This is a genomic window from Pseudomonas sp. DY-1 (assembly GCF_003626975.1).
Lineage (GTDB): Bacteria > Pseudomonadota > Gammaproteobacteria > Pseudomonadales > Pseudomonadaceae > Metapseudomonas.
The window spans coordinates 1,754,516-1,769,010 of record NZ_CP032616.1 but is presented as its reverse complement, the minus strand read 5'-3'; the positions used below and the strand labels follow the sequence as shown (position 1 = coordinate 1,769,010).

Here is a 14,495-nt window from a genome sequence, read left to right as displayed (position 1 = left end):
CTTTTGCGTTCAGCCTAGGCGGAAGCGGTTGACCTCTGTCTGCAGTTCGCCGCCGAGGCGGGCGAGATCGACACTGGCGGCCGAGGTTTCCTCTGTGGCCGCTGCGGATTGCTCGGCCACGTCGCGAATGCTGGTGACGCTGCGGTTGATTTCTTCGGCCACGGCGCTTTGCTGCTCGGCGGCGGTGGCGATCTGCTGGTTGAGCTGCTGGATATTGGAGACCGAGTCATTGATGGCCTCCAGCGCAGTTCCGGCCTCTTTGGCAGCGTCCACCGTATGGCCGGCCTGGGTGCGGCTTCTGCCCATCATGTCCACCGCGCCCTGGGCGCCGTCCTGCAAGGTGCTGACCAGCTGCTCGATCTGCGTGGTGGATTCCTGGGTCCGGCGGGCGAGGGCGCGCACCTCGTCTGCGACGACCGCGAACCCGCGCCCGGCATCTCCCGCCCGGGCTGCTTCGATGGCGGCATTGAGGGCGAGCAGGTTGGTCTGCTCGGCGATGCTTTTGATCACGTCGAGCACGGTACCGATGTTGGTGCTGTCGTGCTTGAGTCGCTCGATGGCTCCGGCGGACTGCTCGATTGCCTGGGCCAGGTGTTCGATGCGCTCGATGGCCTGCTGCACGACGGCGGTGCCGTGCTGTGCCTGGCGATCGGCGTGGCTGGCGGAATCGGCCGCGGATTCAGCGTTACGGGCGACGTCCTGGACGGTGGCGACCATCTCATTCATGGCGGTGGCCACCTGCTCGGTTTCCATTTTCTGCTGGGTCACGCCGGCGCTGGTCTGCTCGGTCACGGCGGACATTTCCTCGGCGGCCGTGGCCAGTTGTTCGATGCCGCTGCCGAGGCGCCTGAGTAGGCTGCGCAGGCTCTCGGTCATGTCCTGCATGGCCTGCATCAGTTGACCAAGCTCATCCTTGCGATCGCTGCGGATATCCGAGGTCAGGTCACCGGCAGCCACCTTGCGGGCTTGCTGAACGGCCTGGCGAAGGGGGGCCACGATCAACTGGGCAATGATCAGGGCGGACACCAATCCGACCACGAACCCGATGGCGGCCGCCGTGACCAGGATGGTCTTGGCCTGGCGCGCGTCGGCTTCGAGCAATTGCATCTGGATGCTCAGTGCGTCGGTGGAGGAACCGGAAATACCCGAGGCGCGTTTCGTCAGCGCGGACTCGGAGTCGGCATGGAGCTGGATGCTTTGGCGCAGGTTGGCGAATTCGCTGCGGTAGCGTGCGATCTGTTTGCGCGCTGAGTCCAGGTTTTCCTGGGCTGAGGGTTCGCTGATGCGTGAGGCGAGGTCGCTGGTGCGGCTCTCGAGGCCGTCGAACAAGGCGTTGAGCTTGTCGGCGTACTGCGCATCGCCGCGCATGACGAAGTCTTTTTCGTGGCGCCGTGCGCTAAGGACGTCCTTGGCCATGCCCGACGCATGGGTCGCGGTTTCCAGCGCGCGAATGCCGTCCTCGTCGCCGCTCTGCCGGATCTGCTGCAGGGCTTCCTGGGTCAGGTGCTGCTCCAGTTCATCGAACTGCTTCAGCGCCTCGCGGGCAGCCTGCTCCATATTCTGTTGGGCACTGCGTTTGTTCTTCTCCATTTCCGCCAGTCCCGTCAGGTTCTGCTGGTACTGGCCGAGATCCGTCTGGATCTGCTTCATCAGATCGATGGTGCGGGGAATGGTCATCACCTTCAGGGTGTTGTCGGCGATGCCCTGGATCTCTCCGATGATCTGCAGCGCGTTGCCGATGGCCTGTTCGTCGCTGCGGATGATGAAGTCCTTCTCGTGCTGCCGGACCTGGTAGAGCTTGGTATCGATGTCGTTGACCCGGAGCAGGATGTCGAATCGGTGCAGTGCACCTTCCAGTGCGCGCCAGCTGGTCCAGGCCACCAGCAGGGTGATGGCGAGGACCAGGCCGAATCCGGTGAGCAGCTTCTGGCGGACGCTGAGGTCGTTGAAGAAGCGTTTGATCGAACTGTTCATGGCAGACGCCTCGTATCGAGTGGGCGAAGGGGAGGCAGGGGGCGAGCGAAGGCACTGCAGGCGGGGGAGAACATCGCTTGACTTCCTGTCAGGGGGGGCGCCATCCACGGCTAATGGCTATGAGCCACCAATCTAGACGCCCCATTTCGGTGCTGTCCAGTCGGAGGGCCAATTGCTCTTGTGGATAGCCACTATTGAGGCAACTGATTTCTGTTGGTCGAGCCATCGCCATAGTCTTTACACCATGCAAAAGCGATGGAGGTGAGGCGATGTCCCACGTTGATGTCATGTCCCTGGTCGGTACTGCGGTTCCGGAAACTCTCAGGGCCGCTGGCCATATGGCCTGCTGGTTTGTGGTAGTGGACGGCGTGATGCGTTCCGGTCCCTTCACCTCCCGTGACGCGGCCGGCGCCAATCAGGCGATCTGGCAACTGGAACTGGCCCGTCGCGAAAGCAGTCCCTATCGATTGGCGGCTTGAGCCACTCGCTCCACGCAAACCCTTTTCGGCACCATGCTCCCCTTGGCCCGCCTTCATGGCGGGCATTTTGTTCTTGTGTCTCGCGTCTTGGTTAAACTGCAGTTTTTCCTGGGAATCACGCATCGTGAAGTGGGACATCTTCTGCAACGTCGTCGATAACTTTGGCGACATCGGCGTGACCTGGCGCCTGGCTCGCCAACTGGTGGCCGAGCACGGCCAGTCGGTGCGCCTCTGGGTGGATGAACCTGCCGCCTTCGCGCCGCTTTGTCCTCAAGCCGATCCAGAGGCGGAGAGCCAATGGCAACACGGCGTGGAAATCCGTCACTGGCGCCAGGATTGGCAGCCGGTGGAGGCGGCGGACGTGGTGATCGAAGCCTTCGCCTGCCAGCTTCCCGACCCGTACCTGACGGCCATGGCCGCGAGGGCGGACAAGCCCCACTGGTTGAATCTGGAATACCTCAGTGCCGAGGACTGGGTGGCCGGATGCCATGGCCTGCCGTCCTTCCAGGCCAATGGCCTGCAGAAGGCTTTCTACTTTCCAGGTTTCATCGAGGGCACCGGCGGCCTGCTGAGGGAGTCCGGGCTGGTTGAACGACGCCAGGCATTCCTGGTCGATCCCGACGCGCGGCGGACCTTCCTGGAAGAACTGGGTGTTGCGCACGAGGAAGGCGCGCTGCTGATTTCGCTGTTTGCCTATGAGAACGCAGCCCTGGCCGGCTGGCTGGACATCCTGGCGGCGGGTGATCAGCCGGTGCAACTGCTGGTGCCCGTTGGTCGGGTACTGGCCGATCTGGCTGACTGGCTTGGCGAGGAACAGCTGACGGCGGGCACCGGATTCCGTCGCGGGAAACTGGCGATCCAGGTGCTGCCTTTCGTCAGCCAGGACGACTACGACAAAATCCTTTGGTGCTGCGATTTCAATGCGGTACGCGGCGAAGACTCCTTCATCCGCGCCCAATGGGCGGGGAAGCCGCTGCTCTGGCACATCTACCAGCAAGAGGAGGGCGCCCACTGGGACAAGCTGGAGGCGTTTCTTACCCTCTATTGCCGCGACCTGTCGCCGGCCGCAGCTGCTGCGCTGGCCCAAAGCTGGCGGGCCTGGAACAAGGGAGAGGGGATGGGCGAGGCCTGGAATGAGCTGTTGGCGCAATGGTCGGAAATCAGCCTGAAAGCCGAGCAGTGGTGCCTGCTGCAGGCATCGCGTGCGGACCTCGCGACGGGTCTGGTGCAGATTTGTACAAAACCGCTATGATACGCGGCCAGTTTTTTGTCACCCATCCACATCGGATATTCGTATGAAAACCGCTCAAGAGTTCCGCGCCGGCCAAGTTGCCAACATCAATGGCGCTCCCTGGGTCATCCAGAAGGCCGAGTTCAACAAATCCGGCCGTAACAGTGCTGTCGTCAAGATGAAGCTGAAGAACCTGCTGACCGGCGCCGGCACCGAGACCGTGTTCAAGGCCGACGACAAGCTGGAGCCGGTCATCCTTGAACGCAAGGAAGTGACCTACTCCTACTTCGCCGATCCGCTGTACGTGTTCATGGACACCGAGTTCAACCAGTACGAGATCGAGAAAGCCGACCTGGAAGGCGTGCTGACCTTCATCGAAGACGGCATGACCGACGTCTGCGAAGCCGTGTTCTACAACGATCGCGTGATCTCGGTTGAACTGCCGACCACCATCGTTCGCCAGATCGCCTACACCGAGCCGTCCGTCCGTGGCGACACTTCCGGCAAGGTCATGAAGACTGCTCGCCTGAACAACGGTGCCGAGCTGCAAGTATCCGCCTTCTGCGAAATCGGTGACTCCATCGAGATCGATACCCGCACCGGCGAGTACAAGTCCCGCGTCAAGGCCTGAGCCTTTTAGCGAGACAAGAAAAAGCCCGGCATACGCCGGGCTTTTTCGTTTATGTAGTTCTTACTTCAGGTGCTCCTTGATCGCCTCGCCGGCTTGCTGCATTGCTGCGCGGGTGCCCGGGACCTTGGCCAGCACGTTGAGCAGGCCGAAGTCGTGGATCATGCCGTTGTAGCGCACCGAGGTGACCTCGACTCCAGCGGCGTCGAGCTTGCGGGCATAGGCTTCGCCTTCATCGCGCAGCACATCGAATTCGGCGGTCTGCACCAGTGCCGGCGGCAGGCCTTTCAGTTGTTCGGTCGAAGCCTGAAGCGGCGAGGCGTAGATTTCGGCCCGCTGTTTCGGGTCAGTGGTGTAGCTGTCCCAGAACCACTTCATCATGTTGCGAGTGAGGAAGTGGCCGTTCTCGAACTGGTTGTACGAGGCGTTGTTGAAGTTCGAGTCGGTTACGGGCCACAGCAGGGCCTGGAAGCGGATCTTCGGCGTGCCCTTGTCCTTGGCCATCAGGCTGACCACGGCGGCCATGTTGCCACCGACACTGTTGCCGGCCACCGCAAGGCGTTTGCCGTCCACACCGATCTCCTTGCCGTGCTCGGCCACCCATTTGGTGGCAGCGTAGGCCTGGTTGATGGCGGTCGGGTATTTCGCCTCGGGGGAGGGCGTGTAGTTCACGTAGACCGCAACTGCGCCGGAGTTGGCCACCAGGTCTCGGATCAGGCGTTCATGGGTCGGATAGTCGCCCAGTACCCAGCCGCCCCCGTGGAAGAACATGAACACGGGCAGTTCACCCTTGGCGCCTTCAGGGCGGACGATTGTCAGGTCGATCTTCTGGCCTTCGGCTTCGATGATCTTCTTGCTGACATCGGCTTTCGGCAGTTCCAGTTTCACACTGGCCTGCGCACCTACCAGCACCGCGCGGGCATCCTTGGGTGCCAAAGTTTCCAGGGGCTGGCCACCACCGGCTGCCAAGGCTTCGAGGAAAGCCTGGGTGTCATGTTCGACACCCGGGCTACCGGCGGCGAATGCGTGGCTCACGGAGAGGGCGAGAAGGCTGCCTGCAACTACGGTGCTGATCGATTTCATGGCGTATTCCTCTATCTGGATTAAGTTTGCTGTCTAAAAGTTTGCGCGCTAAACAAGTGCGTGAGGCAGAAATTAATCCTGATTTATTTAGTGCGCAAGATAATCATTGGAAGACTTTGGAATAACGCCTGAAGGAAATGGGAATAAGGCCGTCAGACGGCCTTTCCCAGACTGTTGCGCAGGGACACGAGGTCATCCTTGAGGACACCCAGCTGATCTGTCGTGCGCTCGGTAGCCGCGAGAATACAGGCGGGCACCTTCTTGGCCTTCTCCTGCAGGGCACGGCCTTGCTCGGTGAGGCGCAGTTCCACCACACGCTCGTCCTTGCTGCTGCGAGTTCGGGTGATGAAGCCTTCGGCTTCCAGGCGCTTGAGCAGCGGAGTGAGGGAGCCCGGATCAGTGAGCATCCGGTTGCTGATTTCTCCGACCGTGATGCCGTCGCCTTCCCAGAGCACCATCATGGCGAGGTATTGCGGGTAGGTAAGGCCCAGCTCCTGGAGCAGCGGCTTGTAGACCTTGGTCATCATCAGCGAAGTGGAATAGAGGGCGAAGCAGAGCTGGTTGTCGAGCATCAGCTCCTTGCACGGGGGAGTGGACATGGTCGGTCTCCATAGGCAGTGATGGTGACCAATTTAGCGCGCAAGCCTTTCGTGGGCAAAATTCACTCTTTCCATCACCCTGCAAGACGGTCTTGTGTAGGCCACAATTTCCCGGTCGATCACTGCAAGGACTGCATCATGGACAACCTGCAAAACCCTTATCAGGTGCCCCAGGCGGAACTCACCGTCAACAGTGCCGCCGAACCGCTGCTTGCTTCACGCTGGACACGCCTGGCGGCTGCGTTGATAGATGGCCTGATCATGAGTCTGGTAACCGTGCCGGTGGCCTACTTCTCCGGCACTTTCGCCGCCGCCCAGCAGGGCATCGAGCCCAGCCTGGGCCAGCAGTTGCTGAGCCTTGTAGTCGGGATCGCGGTGTTCTTGCTGGTCAACGGGCATTTCCTCAAGAACTTCGGCCAGACGCTCGGCAAGCGCCTGCTGAAGATCGCCATCGTCAATCTCGACGGCCAGGTCCCCGAACTGGGCAACCTGCTGCTCAAGCGGTATCTGCTCTGGTGGTTGCTGGCCTATATCCCGGTCGTGGGCGTGTTGCTGGTACTGGTGGATTACCTGTTCATCTTCCGTGCCGATCGTCGTTGCCTGCATGACTTGCTGGCCGGTACCCGGGTGGTGCAGTTGCCGCGTTGATCAGATCCGCCCAAGGCTGCCCAAGGCAAGGTCCCAGGGCGGCACCGGGCCAAATCGACTCTTCAGGAACTCCAGCAGTAGCCGACTGCGCGAGCTGGCTTCCCCTTCCAGGCGCAAGGCGTAGATGCCGCTGGGCTCCGGCGGCGGCAAGCCGTCCTCGCAGAACAGCGGCACCAGTTCGCCGCGCACCAGGTGTTCGCTGATCAACCAGGTCGGCAGGTGGGCAATTCCGTGCCCCGCGACGGCACTGAAGAGCAGGGTCTCGGCATTGTTCGCGGTCATCCGCATGCGTCCGGGGCGAATGTGCTGCAACTTGCCGTCCACCTCGAAGCGCCAGGCATAGGGCGGTGCCAGGGCGTCCCAGTCGAGGCCGTCGTGGTCGGGCAGTTCGCGCGGGTTCCGGGGAATGCCGCGTCGGCGCAGATAGTCCGGGCTGGCGCAGAGAATGCGTACCAGTGGCGCCAGCGGAGTCGCGACCAGGCGGGTATCGGCAAGCGGGCCAATGCGCAGTACCAGATCCACCTGGCCGAGACTCTCGCCGTGCATGTCGATGAAGCTGTCGATCAGTCGCAGCTGCACATCGAGGCCGGGGTAGTGGGTGAGGAACTCCGCAATGGCCGGCGCCAGGTGCCTGCGGCCGAATGGGCTTGGCGCATCGATACGGATCAGCCCCTCCGGTGCGCTGCTCAGGGATACGGCTTCGGCGCGGGCCAGGCGCAGTTCCGCAAGCACCCGCTTTGCCCGTTCGGCAAAGGCCAGGCCAGCGGGCGTCGCTTTCACCGCATGGGTGTTGCGGACGAACAGGTTGCTGCCCAGGGCGCGCTCCAGGGCGTCGATGCGTCGCGCTACGGCGGAGGGTGTGAGTGGGTGACGGCGGGCGGCGGCGGAGAAGCTTCCAGCCTCCAGGACGTCGAGAAAGAGGGCCAGTTGTTCGGTCAGGGCATCGGGGTTCATCAGATTTGCCTTTGCGAATTACGCAAAGCCATTGTGCGTTGCTGTGCGTTTCCGCGACAACCGGCGGTCGGTAGCATCTTCCCATCTGTTTGGGAGGCGTCATGGATTTTTTGGCTTTTGTACTGAACGTCGCACTGGGGGCAGTGCTCGGCACCATGGGAGGGCTCTTCGGCATTGGCGGTGGGCTGATCGCCATTCCCGCTCTGGGCGTGCTCTTCGGTCTTGATCAGCAACTGGCCCAGGGCACCGCCTTGGTGATGGTGGTGCCCAACGTGCTGTTGGCGCTGTGGCGTTACCACCAGCGCAACCGTATCGACCCACGCTACGCGACACTGCTGGCTGCCGCCAGTTTCGGTTTCGCCTGGATGGCGTCGCTGTTCGCGGTTCGAGTTGATGCGGAAAGCATGCGCCTGGCGTTCGTGGCTTTCCTGCTGGCGCTTGCCGCATACAACTTCGCGCGGATGTTCATGGCCAAGGCCCAGGCCAGTTCAGAGTTGCGCCACCCCTGGCCCTGGCTCGGGGTGTTGGGCGGTATTTCAGGCGTTGCGGGTGGTCTGTTCGGGGTCGGCGGTGCGGTGATTGCGACACCGGTGCTGACCAGCGTGTTCGGCACCAGCCAGATCATGGCCCAGGGCCTGTCCCTGGCGCTGGCCGCGCCGGGCACTGCGGTTACCCTTGCCACTTACGGCCTGCACGATCACGTGAACTGGGCGATGGGCTTGCCCCTGGCGATAGGCGGCTTGCTCAGCATCAGCTGGGGCGTGCGCCTGGCTCATGCTTTGCCGGAACGAGTGTTGCGTTCGCTGTTCTGCGTCTTCTTGCTGGTGTGTGCCGCGATGCTTGGCCTCAAGTGAGGCCGATCAATTCCGGAAACCTTCCACGATATGTTCTGCCAGGGTCTCGGTTACCGGTGATTGATGGCGTTCATTGCGCAACAGCATGATGTTGCACACCGGTAACTGCGGTAGACCTTCGGCTTCACCCAGAATGCGCATGTCGGGGGTGATCAGGCTCTGCAATTGGGCGGTGATCGCCAACCCAGCGCTGACCACGGCCATGATGGCCGACAGGCTCGGGCTGGTGTAGGCCACCCTGTACTCGCGCCCAATGGCGTCCAGGGCGTTACAGGCCCAGGCGCGGCAGAAGCATTCGGAGTTGAACATGGCGAGCGGCAGAGCCGGTTGCTCGTGGGGGTTGAAGCCTATGGCCTCGGCCCAGACGATGCGCTCCTGGCGCAGGAACTCGCCGATGTCGTCGCCCGGCTTGCGGGTCACGATGGTCAGATCGAGGTCCTGGCGCTGCAGCAACTGGGCGGAGGAGTCGCAGTGCACCTCCACTTGCACCAGCGGATAGGCCTGGGCGAAGCGCGAGAGAATTCCAGGCAGGAAGCGCATCACATAGTCGTCCGGCGTGCCGATGCGCACCGAACCCACCATGTGCGGCTGGCGCAGGGTGTTCATCACCTCGCCGTGTAGCTTGAGAATGCGCCGCGCGTAGCCCAGCAGTATCTGCCCTTCGGCGGTGAGCCTGACCTGGCGGCCGTCGCGCTCGAACACCGCACGCTGTAGTACATCTTCCTCCAGCCGCTTCATCTGCATGCTCACGGCCGATTGGGTGCGATTGACCATCTCTGCTGCGCGGGTGAATCCACCATAGTCGGCGATGGCGACGAAGGTACGCAGCAGTTCGGTATCAATGGCTGGGTAGTTCATTCATCAAATCCTGAGATGTGCTTCATAAGAAACATTCGTTGGATTGATCTTAGTCCTGGTTGGAAACTGGCGCCATCCCCACTGGGAGGACACCAAGATGAAAGGTCAACACGGTTTTATCGGTACTTCGCATCACGCCGGTTTCGAACCTCATCGGGAAAGCTGGCTCGCCGCTGCCTGGCGCATGGTCAGGCGCTGGGAGCAACTGGCGTATGAGCGTGATCAACTGTCCAGGATGAGCGACGAGATGCTCAAGGACATTGGTTTGTCCCGCGCTGACGTCATGGAAGAAAGCGAGCGTCATTTCTGGGAAGACCCGCTGAAGAAGTGAAGCCTCGATGCGGCCCGCCAACGGTGAAGCGAAGGGCGGGCCGCACATTTGCTGATAGGGAAAGGAACCCATGTCGAACACTCACGAACTTGCCCAACTGAACATAGCCCTGATGAAGACGCCCCTGGACTCCCCTGGCATGGCCGATTTCGTCGCTAACCTGGCGCCGGTCAACGCCCTGGCCGAGCGTTCACCGGGCTTCGTCTGGCGGCTGCAGGACGAGGAAGGTGATGCCACTGCCATTCGCCCCTTCGGTCCTGAGGTGCTGGTCAATCTGTCGGTCTGGCGCGATGTCGCCAGCCTTACCGACTTCGTTTACCGTTCGGCCCACGTCGAGATGCTGCGACGCCGCAAGGAATGGTTCGAGCGTGCCTCCGGTATGCACCAAGTACTCTGGTGGGTTCCCAAGGGACATCGCCCCGATGTCCGGGAAGCGGCGGCGCGTCTGGCCCGGTTGCGCGAACACGGCCCCACGCCGGAGGCCTTTACCTTCCGCCAGACCTTCCTCGCGCCGGACGAATCCGTACCGTTCGTACCCGCGGAACTGGAGCGCGAAAGCCAGGCGGGCTGATGCTACTGTGAAGCGTCTTCCCCTTGCCGGCACGGAGCCCTATGACGCTGAGTCTTTCCCTTCCCGAAGCCCGTCGCCTGGCCTTGGCTGCGCAGGGTTTCGCCCGTGCGCCACGCGGCGCCATTCGACATCGGCAATTGCAGGCGCAGCTGGAGTCGCTGGGGGTGGTGCAGATCGATTCAGTGAACGCCTTGGTGCGCTCGCACTATCTGCCGGCCTTTTCCCGCCTCGGCCACTACGATCGTGAACTGCTGGACGACCTCGCCTGGGGCAAGCCTCGGCGCCGGGCGTTGTTCGAGTATTGGGGCCATGAGGCGTCGCTGTTGCCGCTGGAACTCTATCCGCTGATGCGCTGGCGCATGCGCAGGGCGGCCAATGGCCGGGGCATCTATCAGCAGCTGGCGCGTTTCGGATTCGAACAGCGGGAAGTGATCCAGCGCGTCCTGCAGTCGGTGCGCGAGCAGGGCGCTCTTGGCGCTGGGGCGTTGAGCACGCGCGAAGAGCGGGCTGGGCCCTGGTGGGACTGGAGCGCGGAAAAGCATGCGATGGAATGGCTGTTCGCCGCTGGCGAGGTGACGGTAGCCGGGCGCCGGGGTTTCGAGCGTATCTACGACTTGCCGGAGCGGGTGATTCCCGCCGCCATTCTCAGCCAGGCCGAGATGCCCGAGGCTGAAGCGCAGCGACAATTGCTGCTGCGTGCGGCCCAGGCGCTTGGCGTGGCCACCGAGCGTGATCTGCGGGATTACTACCGTCTGGATACCGGCGACAGCCAGGCGCGCCTGGCTGAGCTGGTGGAGGACGGAGCGTTGCAGCTGTCTCAGGTCGACGGCTGGAAGCAGCCCGCCTATTGCCTGGGTGACCCCAAGGTGCCGCGCAAGGTGAAGGCCAGCGCACTGCTGTCACCTTTCGATTCGCTGATCTGGGAGCGGGGACGTACCGAGCGCCTGTTCGACTTCCGCTATCGCCTGGAAATCTACACGCCGCAGCACAAGCGCCAGTACGGCTACTACGTGCTGCCGTTCCTGCACGACGAACGCCTGGCTGCCCGCGTCGATCTGCGTGCCGAACGCGCCCAGGGCCGCCTGGCGGTGCATGCATTGCACGAAGAGGAGCGCGGTCTCAGTGAAGCCGGCATGCAGGCCTTGGCCGACAATCTGCAGGGCATGGCGTTGTGGCTGGGATTGAACGAGGTAGCAGTCACCTGCCGGCGGCCGGGGACGCTGCGGTTGCAGGCATCTCTGTCCAGGCTGGTGAGCTGATGGTGTTTTGTGGGGGCGAATTCATTCGCTATCCAGGCAGGTGGCACGGGCTGCGTTGCAGCCCTTGGCGAATGGATTCACCCCCACAGGAAGAGCGCAGTCCTAACGGCGTATCTGCTTCAGCGTCTCGGCGATCAGGAAGGCCAGTTCCAGGGATTGGTCGGCATTCAGGCGTGGGTCGCAATGGGTGTGGTAGCGGTCGGAGAGACCGTCTTCGGTGATTGGACGGGCGCCGCCGATGCATTCGGTGACATTCTGTCCGGTCATCTCGATATGGATGCCACCGGCGTAGGTGCCTTCGGCGCGGTGCACCTCGAAGAACTGCTTCACCTCACCGAGAATGGCGGCGAAGTCGCGGGTCTTGTAGCCGCTTGAAGCCTTGATGGTATTGCCGTGCATGGGGTCCGAACTCCATAGCACCTTGCGGCCTTCACCTTCGACAGTGCGGATCAAGCGTGGCAGGTGATCGCCAACCTTTTCCGCGCCCATGCGCACGATCAGGTTGAGACGGCCGGGGTCATTGTCGGGGTTGAGGATGTCGATCAGGCGAATCAGGTCGTCGCTGTCCATGCTCGGTCCGACCTTGACCCCGATGGGGTTGCCGACGCCGCGTAGAAATTCCACGTGGGCGCCTTCCGGCTGGCGGGTTCGGTCGCCGATCCAGAGCATGTGCGCAGAGCAGTCGTACCAATTGCCGGTGAGGCTGTCGCGGCGGACAAAGGCCTGCTCGTAGTTCAGCAGGAGTGCTTCGTGGGCAGTGAAGAAGCTCGCTTCGCGCAATTGCGGCGCGCTGTCCAGGCCGCAGGCGCGCATGAAGGCCAGGGTTTCGTCGATGCGATCGGCCAACTGGCTGTACTTCTCGGTCAGCGCCGAGTTGGCGATGAAATCGAGGTTCCACTGATGCACCTGGTGCACGTCGGCGAATCCGCCCTGGGCGAAGGCGCGCAGCAGGTTGAGGCTGGCGGTGGCCTGGTGGTAAGCCTGCAGCAGGCGTTCCGGGTCCGGCACGCGACTGGCGGCGTCGAAGCCGATGCCATTGACGATGTCGCCACGGTAGGCGGGTAGGGTCACGTCGCCTTGCGTCTCATTGCCGGAGGAGCGCGGCTTGGCGAACTGTCCGGCCATGCGACCGACTTTCACCACCGGGCAGCCGGCGGCGAAGGTCATGACGATGGCCATCTGCAGCAGCACCTTGAAGGTGTCGCGGATCTTCGCGGCGGAGAACTCGGCGAAGCTTTCCGCGCAGTCACCGCCCTGTAGCAGGAAGGCACGCCCCTCAGTCACCTCGGCAAACTGGCGGCGCAACTCGCGCGCTTCACCGGCGAACACCAGCGGCGGGTAGCTCGCCAGGGTTTGCTCGACATGTGCCAGTTTCGCGGCGTCCGGGTATTCGGGCTGCTGCTGGATGGGTTTTTCCCTCCAGCTTTCGGGGCTCCATTCTTGGCTGCTCATCAGGGTCTCGATACGGCTGCTTGCGGTAGATGAGCCATGGTACCCGAAAGGCCCCGAAGCGGCGCTAGGCACGCCAGCAGAGGAGCACGCCGCAGAGGCACAGCAGCAGGTGAATGATGGTGCGGAAATGCGCTTCCGCCAGGCGCTTGTGCAGGTACTCCCCGACCAGCATCCCGAGTACCAGCAGCGGTGTATAGAAAACGACGCGAGGCAGCGCCGGCGTCAGGCTGCCATCGATGAGGAAAGCCAGGGTCAACAGGCTGTTGAGGCCGAACCAGACGCAGAGCAGGGTGGCGCGCAGCCGGGCCTTGTCCAGCGCGGTAGCGGCCAGGGCATGTACCAGCAATGGTCCGCCGGAAGCGAACAGGCCGTGGCTGATGCCGGCAGCGCCGGTTTGCAGGCGCGTCATCCAGGCCGGAGTGCGGCCCTGGGGAGCACCCTGGAGCAGCCCGCGCAGGGCGAACCAGAGTATCAATACGCCGAAGCCCAGCTTCATCGCCCCGTCGTCAAGCCAGGGTCGCAGTCCGTAGCCGACGAGGGTGCCGGCAAGCATGCCCGGTAGCACCGTGATCAGCAGCAGCCGCCATTGCACCAGGCGTCGATGGCGCCAGGCGAGAAACCCGCTCATGAGGATGTTCAGCGGTACCAGCACCGGAAGCAGTTCCTGGATCGGCAGCAGCAGGGCGCCCAGGGATAAGGCGACGATGGTGCTGCCGAAGCCGGTGATGGCTTCCAGGGTGTAAGCAAGCAGGATGAAACCGCCAAGGACCAGCCAGGCGAATTCCATCAATCCAGTTCCCCGACGAAACGCTGACTCATCTGCCGATAGTAGAGGGCCGGCGCCAACCTCCAGAGCAGGCTGGCGAGCCAGCTCCCGCGGTCGGGGAACAGTCGCTGCTGGCGGGTGTTCGCGCTCTTGAGTATCTCCCTGGCCATCCAGTCGGCGCTGCGCACCTTGCCCACCGTCGAGCGCGCGTGTTGCGCGGGACGACCATCGCCCCCGAGTGCGTTGCGTTCGATGGGAGTATCGAGAAAGCTGGGATAGACCATCAGCAGGCCCACGCCGTCGCGGGCAATCTCTGCGCGCAGCACTTCGAACGCCTGGGTCAGGGCGCTTTTGGCGGCGCAGTAGCCGGCGCGGCCGAGCACCGGCATCCAGCCTGCCATCGAGCCAATGGCAATCACTTGACCACGGCTGGCGCGCAGCAGCGGAAGGGCGGCCAGCGTCAGCTCCAGCGGCGCGTGGTAATCCACCGCCATCACTCGGCGCAGAACCTGTGGTGCGGTGTGGATGGTCGGCGAACGATGGGTGATGCCGGCATTGTTGATGAGCAGGTCAAGGCGGCCGAAGCGTTGGCGGCAGATGTCGACAAGCTGCCCGTGAACGTCGCTGTCCGTGATGTCGCCGGCCACACCCACGACGCGCTCGTCACCCAGTTCTGCGACTCGTGCAGCCAGTCCGGCGGCATCGAGGTCCGTCAGCAGCAGTGCGTTGCCAGCCGCGTGACAGGCGCGCGCCAGTTCCCAGCCGAGGCCGCTGGCGGCGCCGGTGATCAGGACGACTCTCATTATTC

At 63.0% G+C, this 14,495-nt stretch carries 16 protein-coding genes and 1 pseudogene; 8 read left to right on the top strand and 9 right to left on the bottom strand.

All coding sequences use genetic code 11. The features are described from left to right. Positions 1 to 9: 9 nt before the first annotated feature. A complete protein-coding gene (locus D6Z43_RS28750; protein WP_371924410.1) occupies positions 10 to 726 on the bottom strand; it encodes a methyl-accepting chemotaxis protein in 717 nt (238 codons plus the stop codon). A gap of 144 nt (positions 727 to 870) precedes the next feature. Beyond that, a pseudogene (locus D6Z43_RS28745) lies at positions 871 to 1,974 on the bottom strand (methyl-accepting chemotaxis protein); the annotation flags it as partial. A 269-nt stretch (positions 1,975 to 2,243) separates the two neighbouring features. Here D6Z43_RS28745 and D6Z43_RS08525 point away from each other — a divergent pair. The 3 genes from D6Z43_RS08525 (at position 2,244) to efp (ending at position 4,315) form a co-directional block, all read left to right on the top strand. Next, positions 2,244 to 2,453, top strand: coding sequence for a hypothetical protein (locus D6Z43_RS08525; protein ID WP_120651531.1), 210 nt, complete (start codon positions 2,244 to 2,246; stop codon positions 2,451 to 2,453). Positions 2,454 to 2,574: 121 nt separating this feature from the next. Then, positions 2,575 to 3,705 (top strand): elongation factor P maturation arginine rhamnosyltransferase EarP, encoded by a 1,131-nt coding sequence (gene earP / locus D6Z43_RS08520; RefSeq protein WP_256661029.1) that lies wholly within the window; start codon positions 2,575 to 2,577, stop codon positions 3,703 to 3,705. Positions 3,706 to 3,748: 43 nt separating this feature from the next. Next, complete coding sequence (gene efp, locus D6Z43_RS08515) at positions 3,749 to 4,315, top strand: elongation factor P (RefSeq protein WP_120651529.1); 567 nt, start codon at positions 3,749 to 3,751, stop codon at positions 4,313 to 4,315. 60 nt (positions 4,316 to 4,375) lie between these two features. On the opposite strand, the gene D6Z43_RS08510 is transcribed toward efp, so the two are convergent. Together D6Z43_RS08510 and D6Z43_RS08505 are read right to left on the bottom strand one after the other, a co-directional pair. Next, positions 4,376 to 5,395, bottom strand: a complete 1,020-nt coding sequence (locus D6Z43_RS08510) for an alpha/beta hydrolase (RefSeq protein WP_120651528.1) — start codon at positions 5,393 to 5,395, stop codon at positions 4,376 to 4,378. A gap of 152 nt (positions 5,396 to 5,547) precedes the next feature. Beyond that, positions 5,548 to 5,994: a MarR family winged helix-turn-helix transcriptional regulator gene (locus D6Z43_RS08505; RefSeq protein ID WP_120651527.1), complete on the bottom strand. Its 447-nt coding sequence runs from the start codon at positions 5,992 to 5,994 to the stop codon at positions 5,548 to 5,550. Between the two features lie 138 nt (positions 5,995 to 6,132). Between D6Z43_RS08505 and D6Z43_RS08500 the strand changes: the two genes are divergently transcribed. After that, positions 6,133 to 6,642 (top strand): RDD family protein, encoded by a 510-nt coding sequence (locus tag D6Z43_RS08500; protein WP_120651526.1) that lies wholly within the window; start codon positions 6,133 to 6,135, stop codon positions 6,640 to 6,642. On the opposite strand, the gene D6Z43_RS08495 is transcribed toward D6Z43_RS08500, so the two are convergent. Continuing rightward, positions 6,643 to 7,596, bottom strand: a complete 954-nt coding sequence (locus D6Z43_RS08495; protein WP_120651525.1) for a LysR family transcriptional regulator — start codon at positions 7,594 to 7,596, stop codon at positions 6,643 to 6,645. 101 nt (positions 7,597 to 7,697) lie between these two features. On the opposite strand from D6Z43_RS08495, the gene D6Z43_RS08490 reads away from it, so the two are divergent. Continuing rightward, positions 7,698 to 8,450, top strand: coding sequence for a sulfite exporter TauE/SafE family protein (locus D6Z43_RS08490; RefSeq protein ID WP_120651524.1), 753 nt, complete (start codon positions 7,698 to 7,700; stop codon positions 8,448 to 8,450). Positions 8,451 to 8,456: 6 nt separating this feature from the next. On the opposite strand, the gene D6Z43_RS08485 is transcribed toward D6Z43_RS08490, so the two are convergent. Further along, complete coding sequence (locus D6Z43_RS08485; RefSeq protein ID WP_120651523.1) at positions 8,457 to 9,308, bottom strand: LysR substrate-binding domain-containing protein; 852 nt, start codon at positions 9,306 to 9,308, stop codon at positions 8,457 to 8,459. Positions 9,309 to 9,405: 97 nt separating this feature from the next. On the opposite strand from D6Z43_RS08485, the gene D6Z43_RS08480 reads away from it, so the two are divergent. The 3 genes from D6Z43_RS08480 to D6Z43_RS08470 all read left to right on the top strand — a co-directional run bounded on the left by D6Z43_RS08480 (position 9,406) and on the right by D6Z43_RS08470 (position 11,469). Continuing rightward, the gene (locus D6Z43_RS08480; protein ID WP_120651522.1) at positions 9,406 to 9,639 is read left to right on the top strand and encodes a DUF1127 domain-containing protein; all 234 of its coding nucleotides are present in this window, start codon (positions 9,406 to 9,408) and stop codon (positions 9,637 to 9,639) included. 70 nt (positions 9,640 to 9,709) lie between these two features. Then, positions 9,710 to 10,210, top strand: a complete 501-nt coding sequence (locus tag D6Z43_RS08475) for a DUF3291 domain-containing protein (protein ID WP_120651521.1) — start codon at positions 9,710 to 9,712, stop codon at positions 10,208 to 10,210. A 41-nt stretch (positions 10,211 to 10,251) separates the two neighbouring features. Further along, positions 10,252 to 11,469 (top strand): winged helix-turn-helix domain-containing protein, encoded by a 1,218-nt coding sequence (locus D6Z43_RS08470; protein ID WP_120651520.1) that lies wholly within the window; start codon positions 10,252 to 10,254, stop codon positions 11,467 to 11,469. A 102-nt stretch (positions 11,470 to 11,571) separates the two neighbouring features. Here D6Z43_RS08470 and D6Z43_RS08465 read toward each other — a convergent pair whose 3' ends face one another. From D6Z43_RS08465 to D6Z43_RS08455, 3 genes are all read right to left on the bottom strand, one after another. Further along, on the bottom strand, positions 11,572 to 12,921 hold the full coding sequence (locus D6Z43_RS08465; protein ID WP_120651519.1) for a class II 3-deoxy-7-phosphoheptulonate synthase: 1,350 nt from the start codon (positions 12,919 to 12,921) through the stop codon (positions 11,572 to 11,574). Positions 12,922 to 12,985: 64 nt separating this feature from the next. Beyond that, positions 12,986 to 13,708, bottom strand: a complete 723-nt coding sequence (locus D6Z43_RS08460) for a sulfite exporter TauE/SafE family protein (RefSeq protein WP_120651518.1) — start codon at positions 13,706 to 13,708, stop codon at positions 12,986 to 12,988. Then, complete coding sequence (locus D6Z43_RS08455) at positions 13,708 to 14,490, bottom strand: SDR family oxidoreductase (protein ID WP_120651517.1); 783 nt, start codon at positions 14,488 to 14,490, stop codon at positions 13,708 to 13,710. The genes D6Z43_RS08460 and D6Z43_RS08455 overlap by 1 nt, the downstream gene beginning before the upstream one ends. Between the last annotated feature and the right edge of the window lie 5 nt (positions 14,491 to 14,495).

Coding starts and splice junctions, on each gene's coding strand:
- D6Z43_RS28750 (WP_371924410.1), bottom strand. CDS start 726: ATGAATGAGATGGTCGCCACCGTCCAGGACGTCGCCCGTAACGCTGAA.
- D6Z43_RS08525 (WP_120651531.1), top strand. CDS start 2,244: ATGTCCCACGTTGATGTCATGTCCCTGGTCGGTACTGCGGTTCCGGAA.
- efp (WP_120651529.1), top strand. CDS start 3,749: ATGAAAACCGCTCAAGAGTTCCGCGCCGGCCAAGTTGCCAACATCAAT.
- D6Z43_RS08510 (WP_120651528.1), bottom strand. CDS start 5,395: ATGAAATCGATCAGCACCGTAGTTGCAGGCAGCCTTCTCGCCCTCTCC.
- D6Z43_RS08505 (WP_120651527.1), bottom strand. CDS start 5,994: ATGTCCACTCCCCCGTGCAAGGAGCTGATGCTCGACAACCAGCTCTGC.
- D6Z43_RS08500 (WP_120651526.1), top strand. CDS start 6,133: ATGGACAACCTGCAAAACCCTTATCAGGTGCCCCAGGCGGAACTCACC.
- D6Z43_RS08495 (WP_120651525.1), bottom strand. CDS start 7,596: ATGAACCCCGATGCCCTGACCGAACAACTGGCCCTCTTTCTCGACGTC.
- D6Z43_RS08490 (WP_120651524.1), top strand. CDS start 7,698: ATGGATTTTTTGGCTTTTGTACTGAACGTCGCACTGGGGGCAGTGCTC.
- D6Z43_RS08485 (WP_120651523.1), bottom strand. CDS start 9,308: ATGAACTACCCAGCCATTGATACCGAACTGCTGCGTACCTTCGTCGCC.
- D6Z43_RS08480 (WP_120651522.1), top strand. CDS start 9,406: ATGAAAGGTCAACACGGTTTTATCGGTACTTCGCATCACGCCGGTTTC.
- D6Z43_RS08475 (WP_120651521.1), top strand. CDS start 9,710: ATGTCGAACACTCACGAACTTGCCCAACTGAACATAGCCCTGATGAAG.
- D6Z43_RS08470 (WP_120651520.1), top strand. CDS start 10,252: ATGACGCTGAGTCTTTCCCTTCCCGAAGCCCGTCGCCTGGCCTTGGCT.
- D6Z43_RS08465 (WP_120651519.1), bottom strand. CDS start 12,921: ATGAGCAGCCAAGAATGGAGCCCCGAAAGCTGGAGGGAAAAACCCATC.
- D6Z43_RS08460 (WP_120651518.1), bottom strand. CDS start 13,708: ATGGAATTCGCCTGGCTGGTCCTTGGCGGTTTCATCCTGCTTGCTTAC.
- D6Z43_RS08455 (WP_120651517.1), bottom strand. CDS start 14,490: ATGAGAGTCGTCCTGATCACCGGCGCCGCCAGCGGCCTCGGCTGGGAA.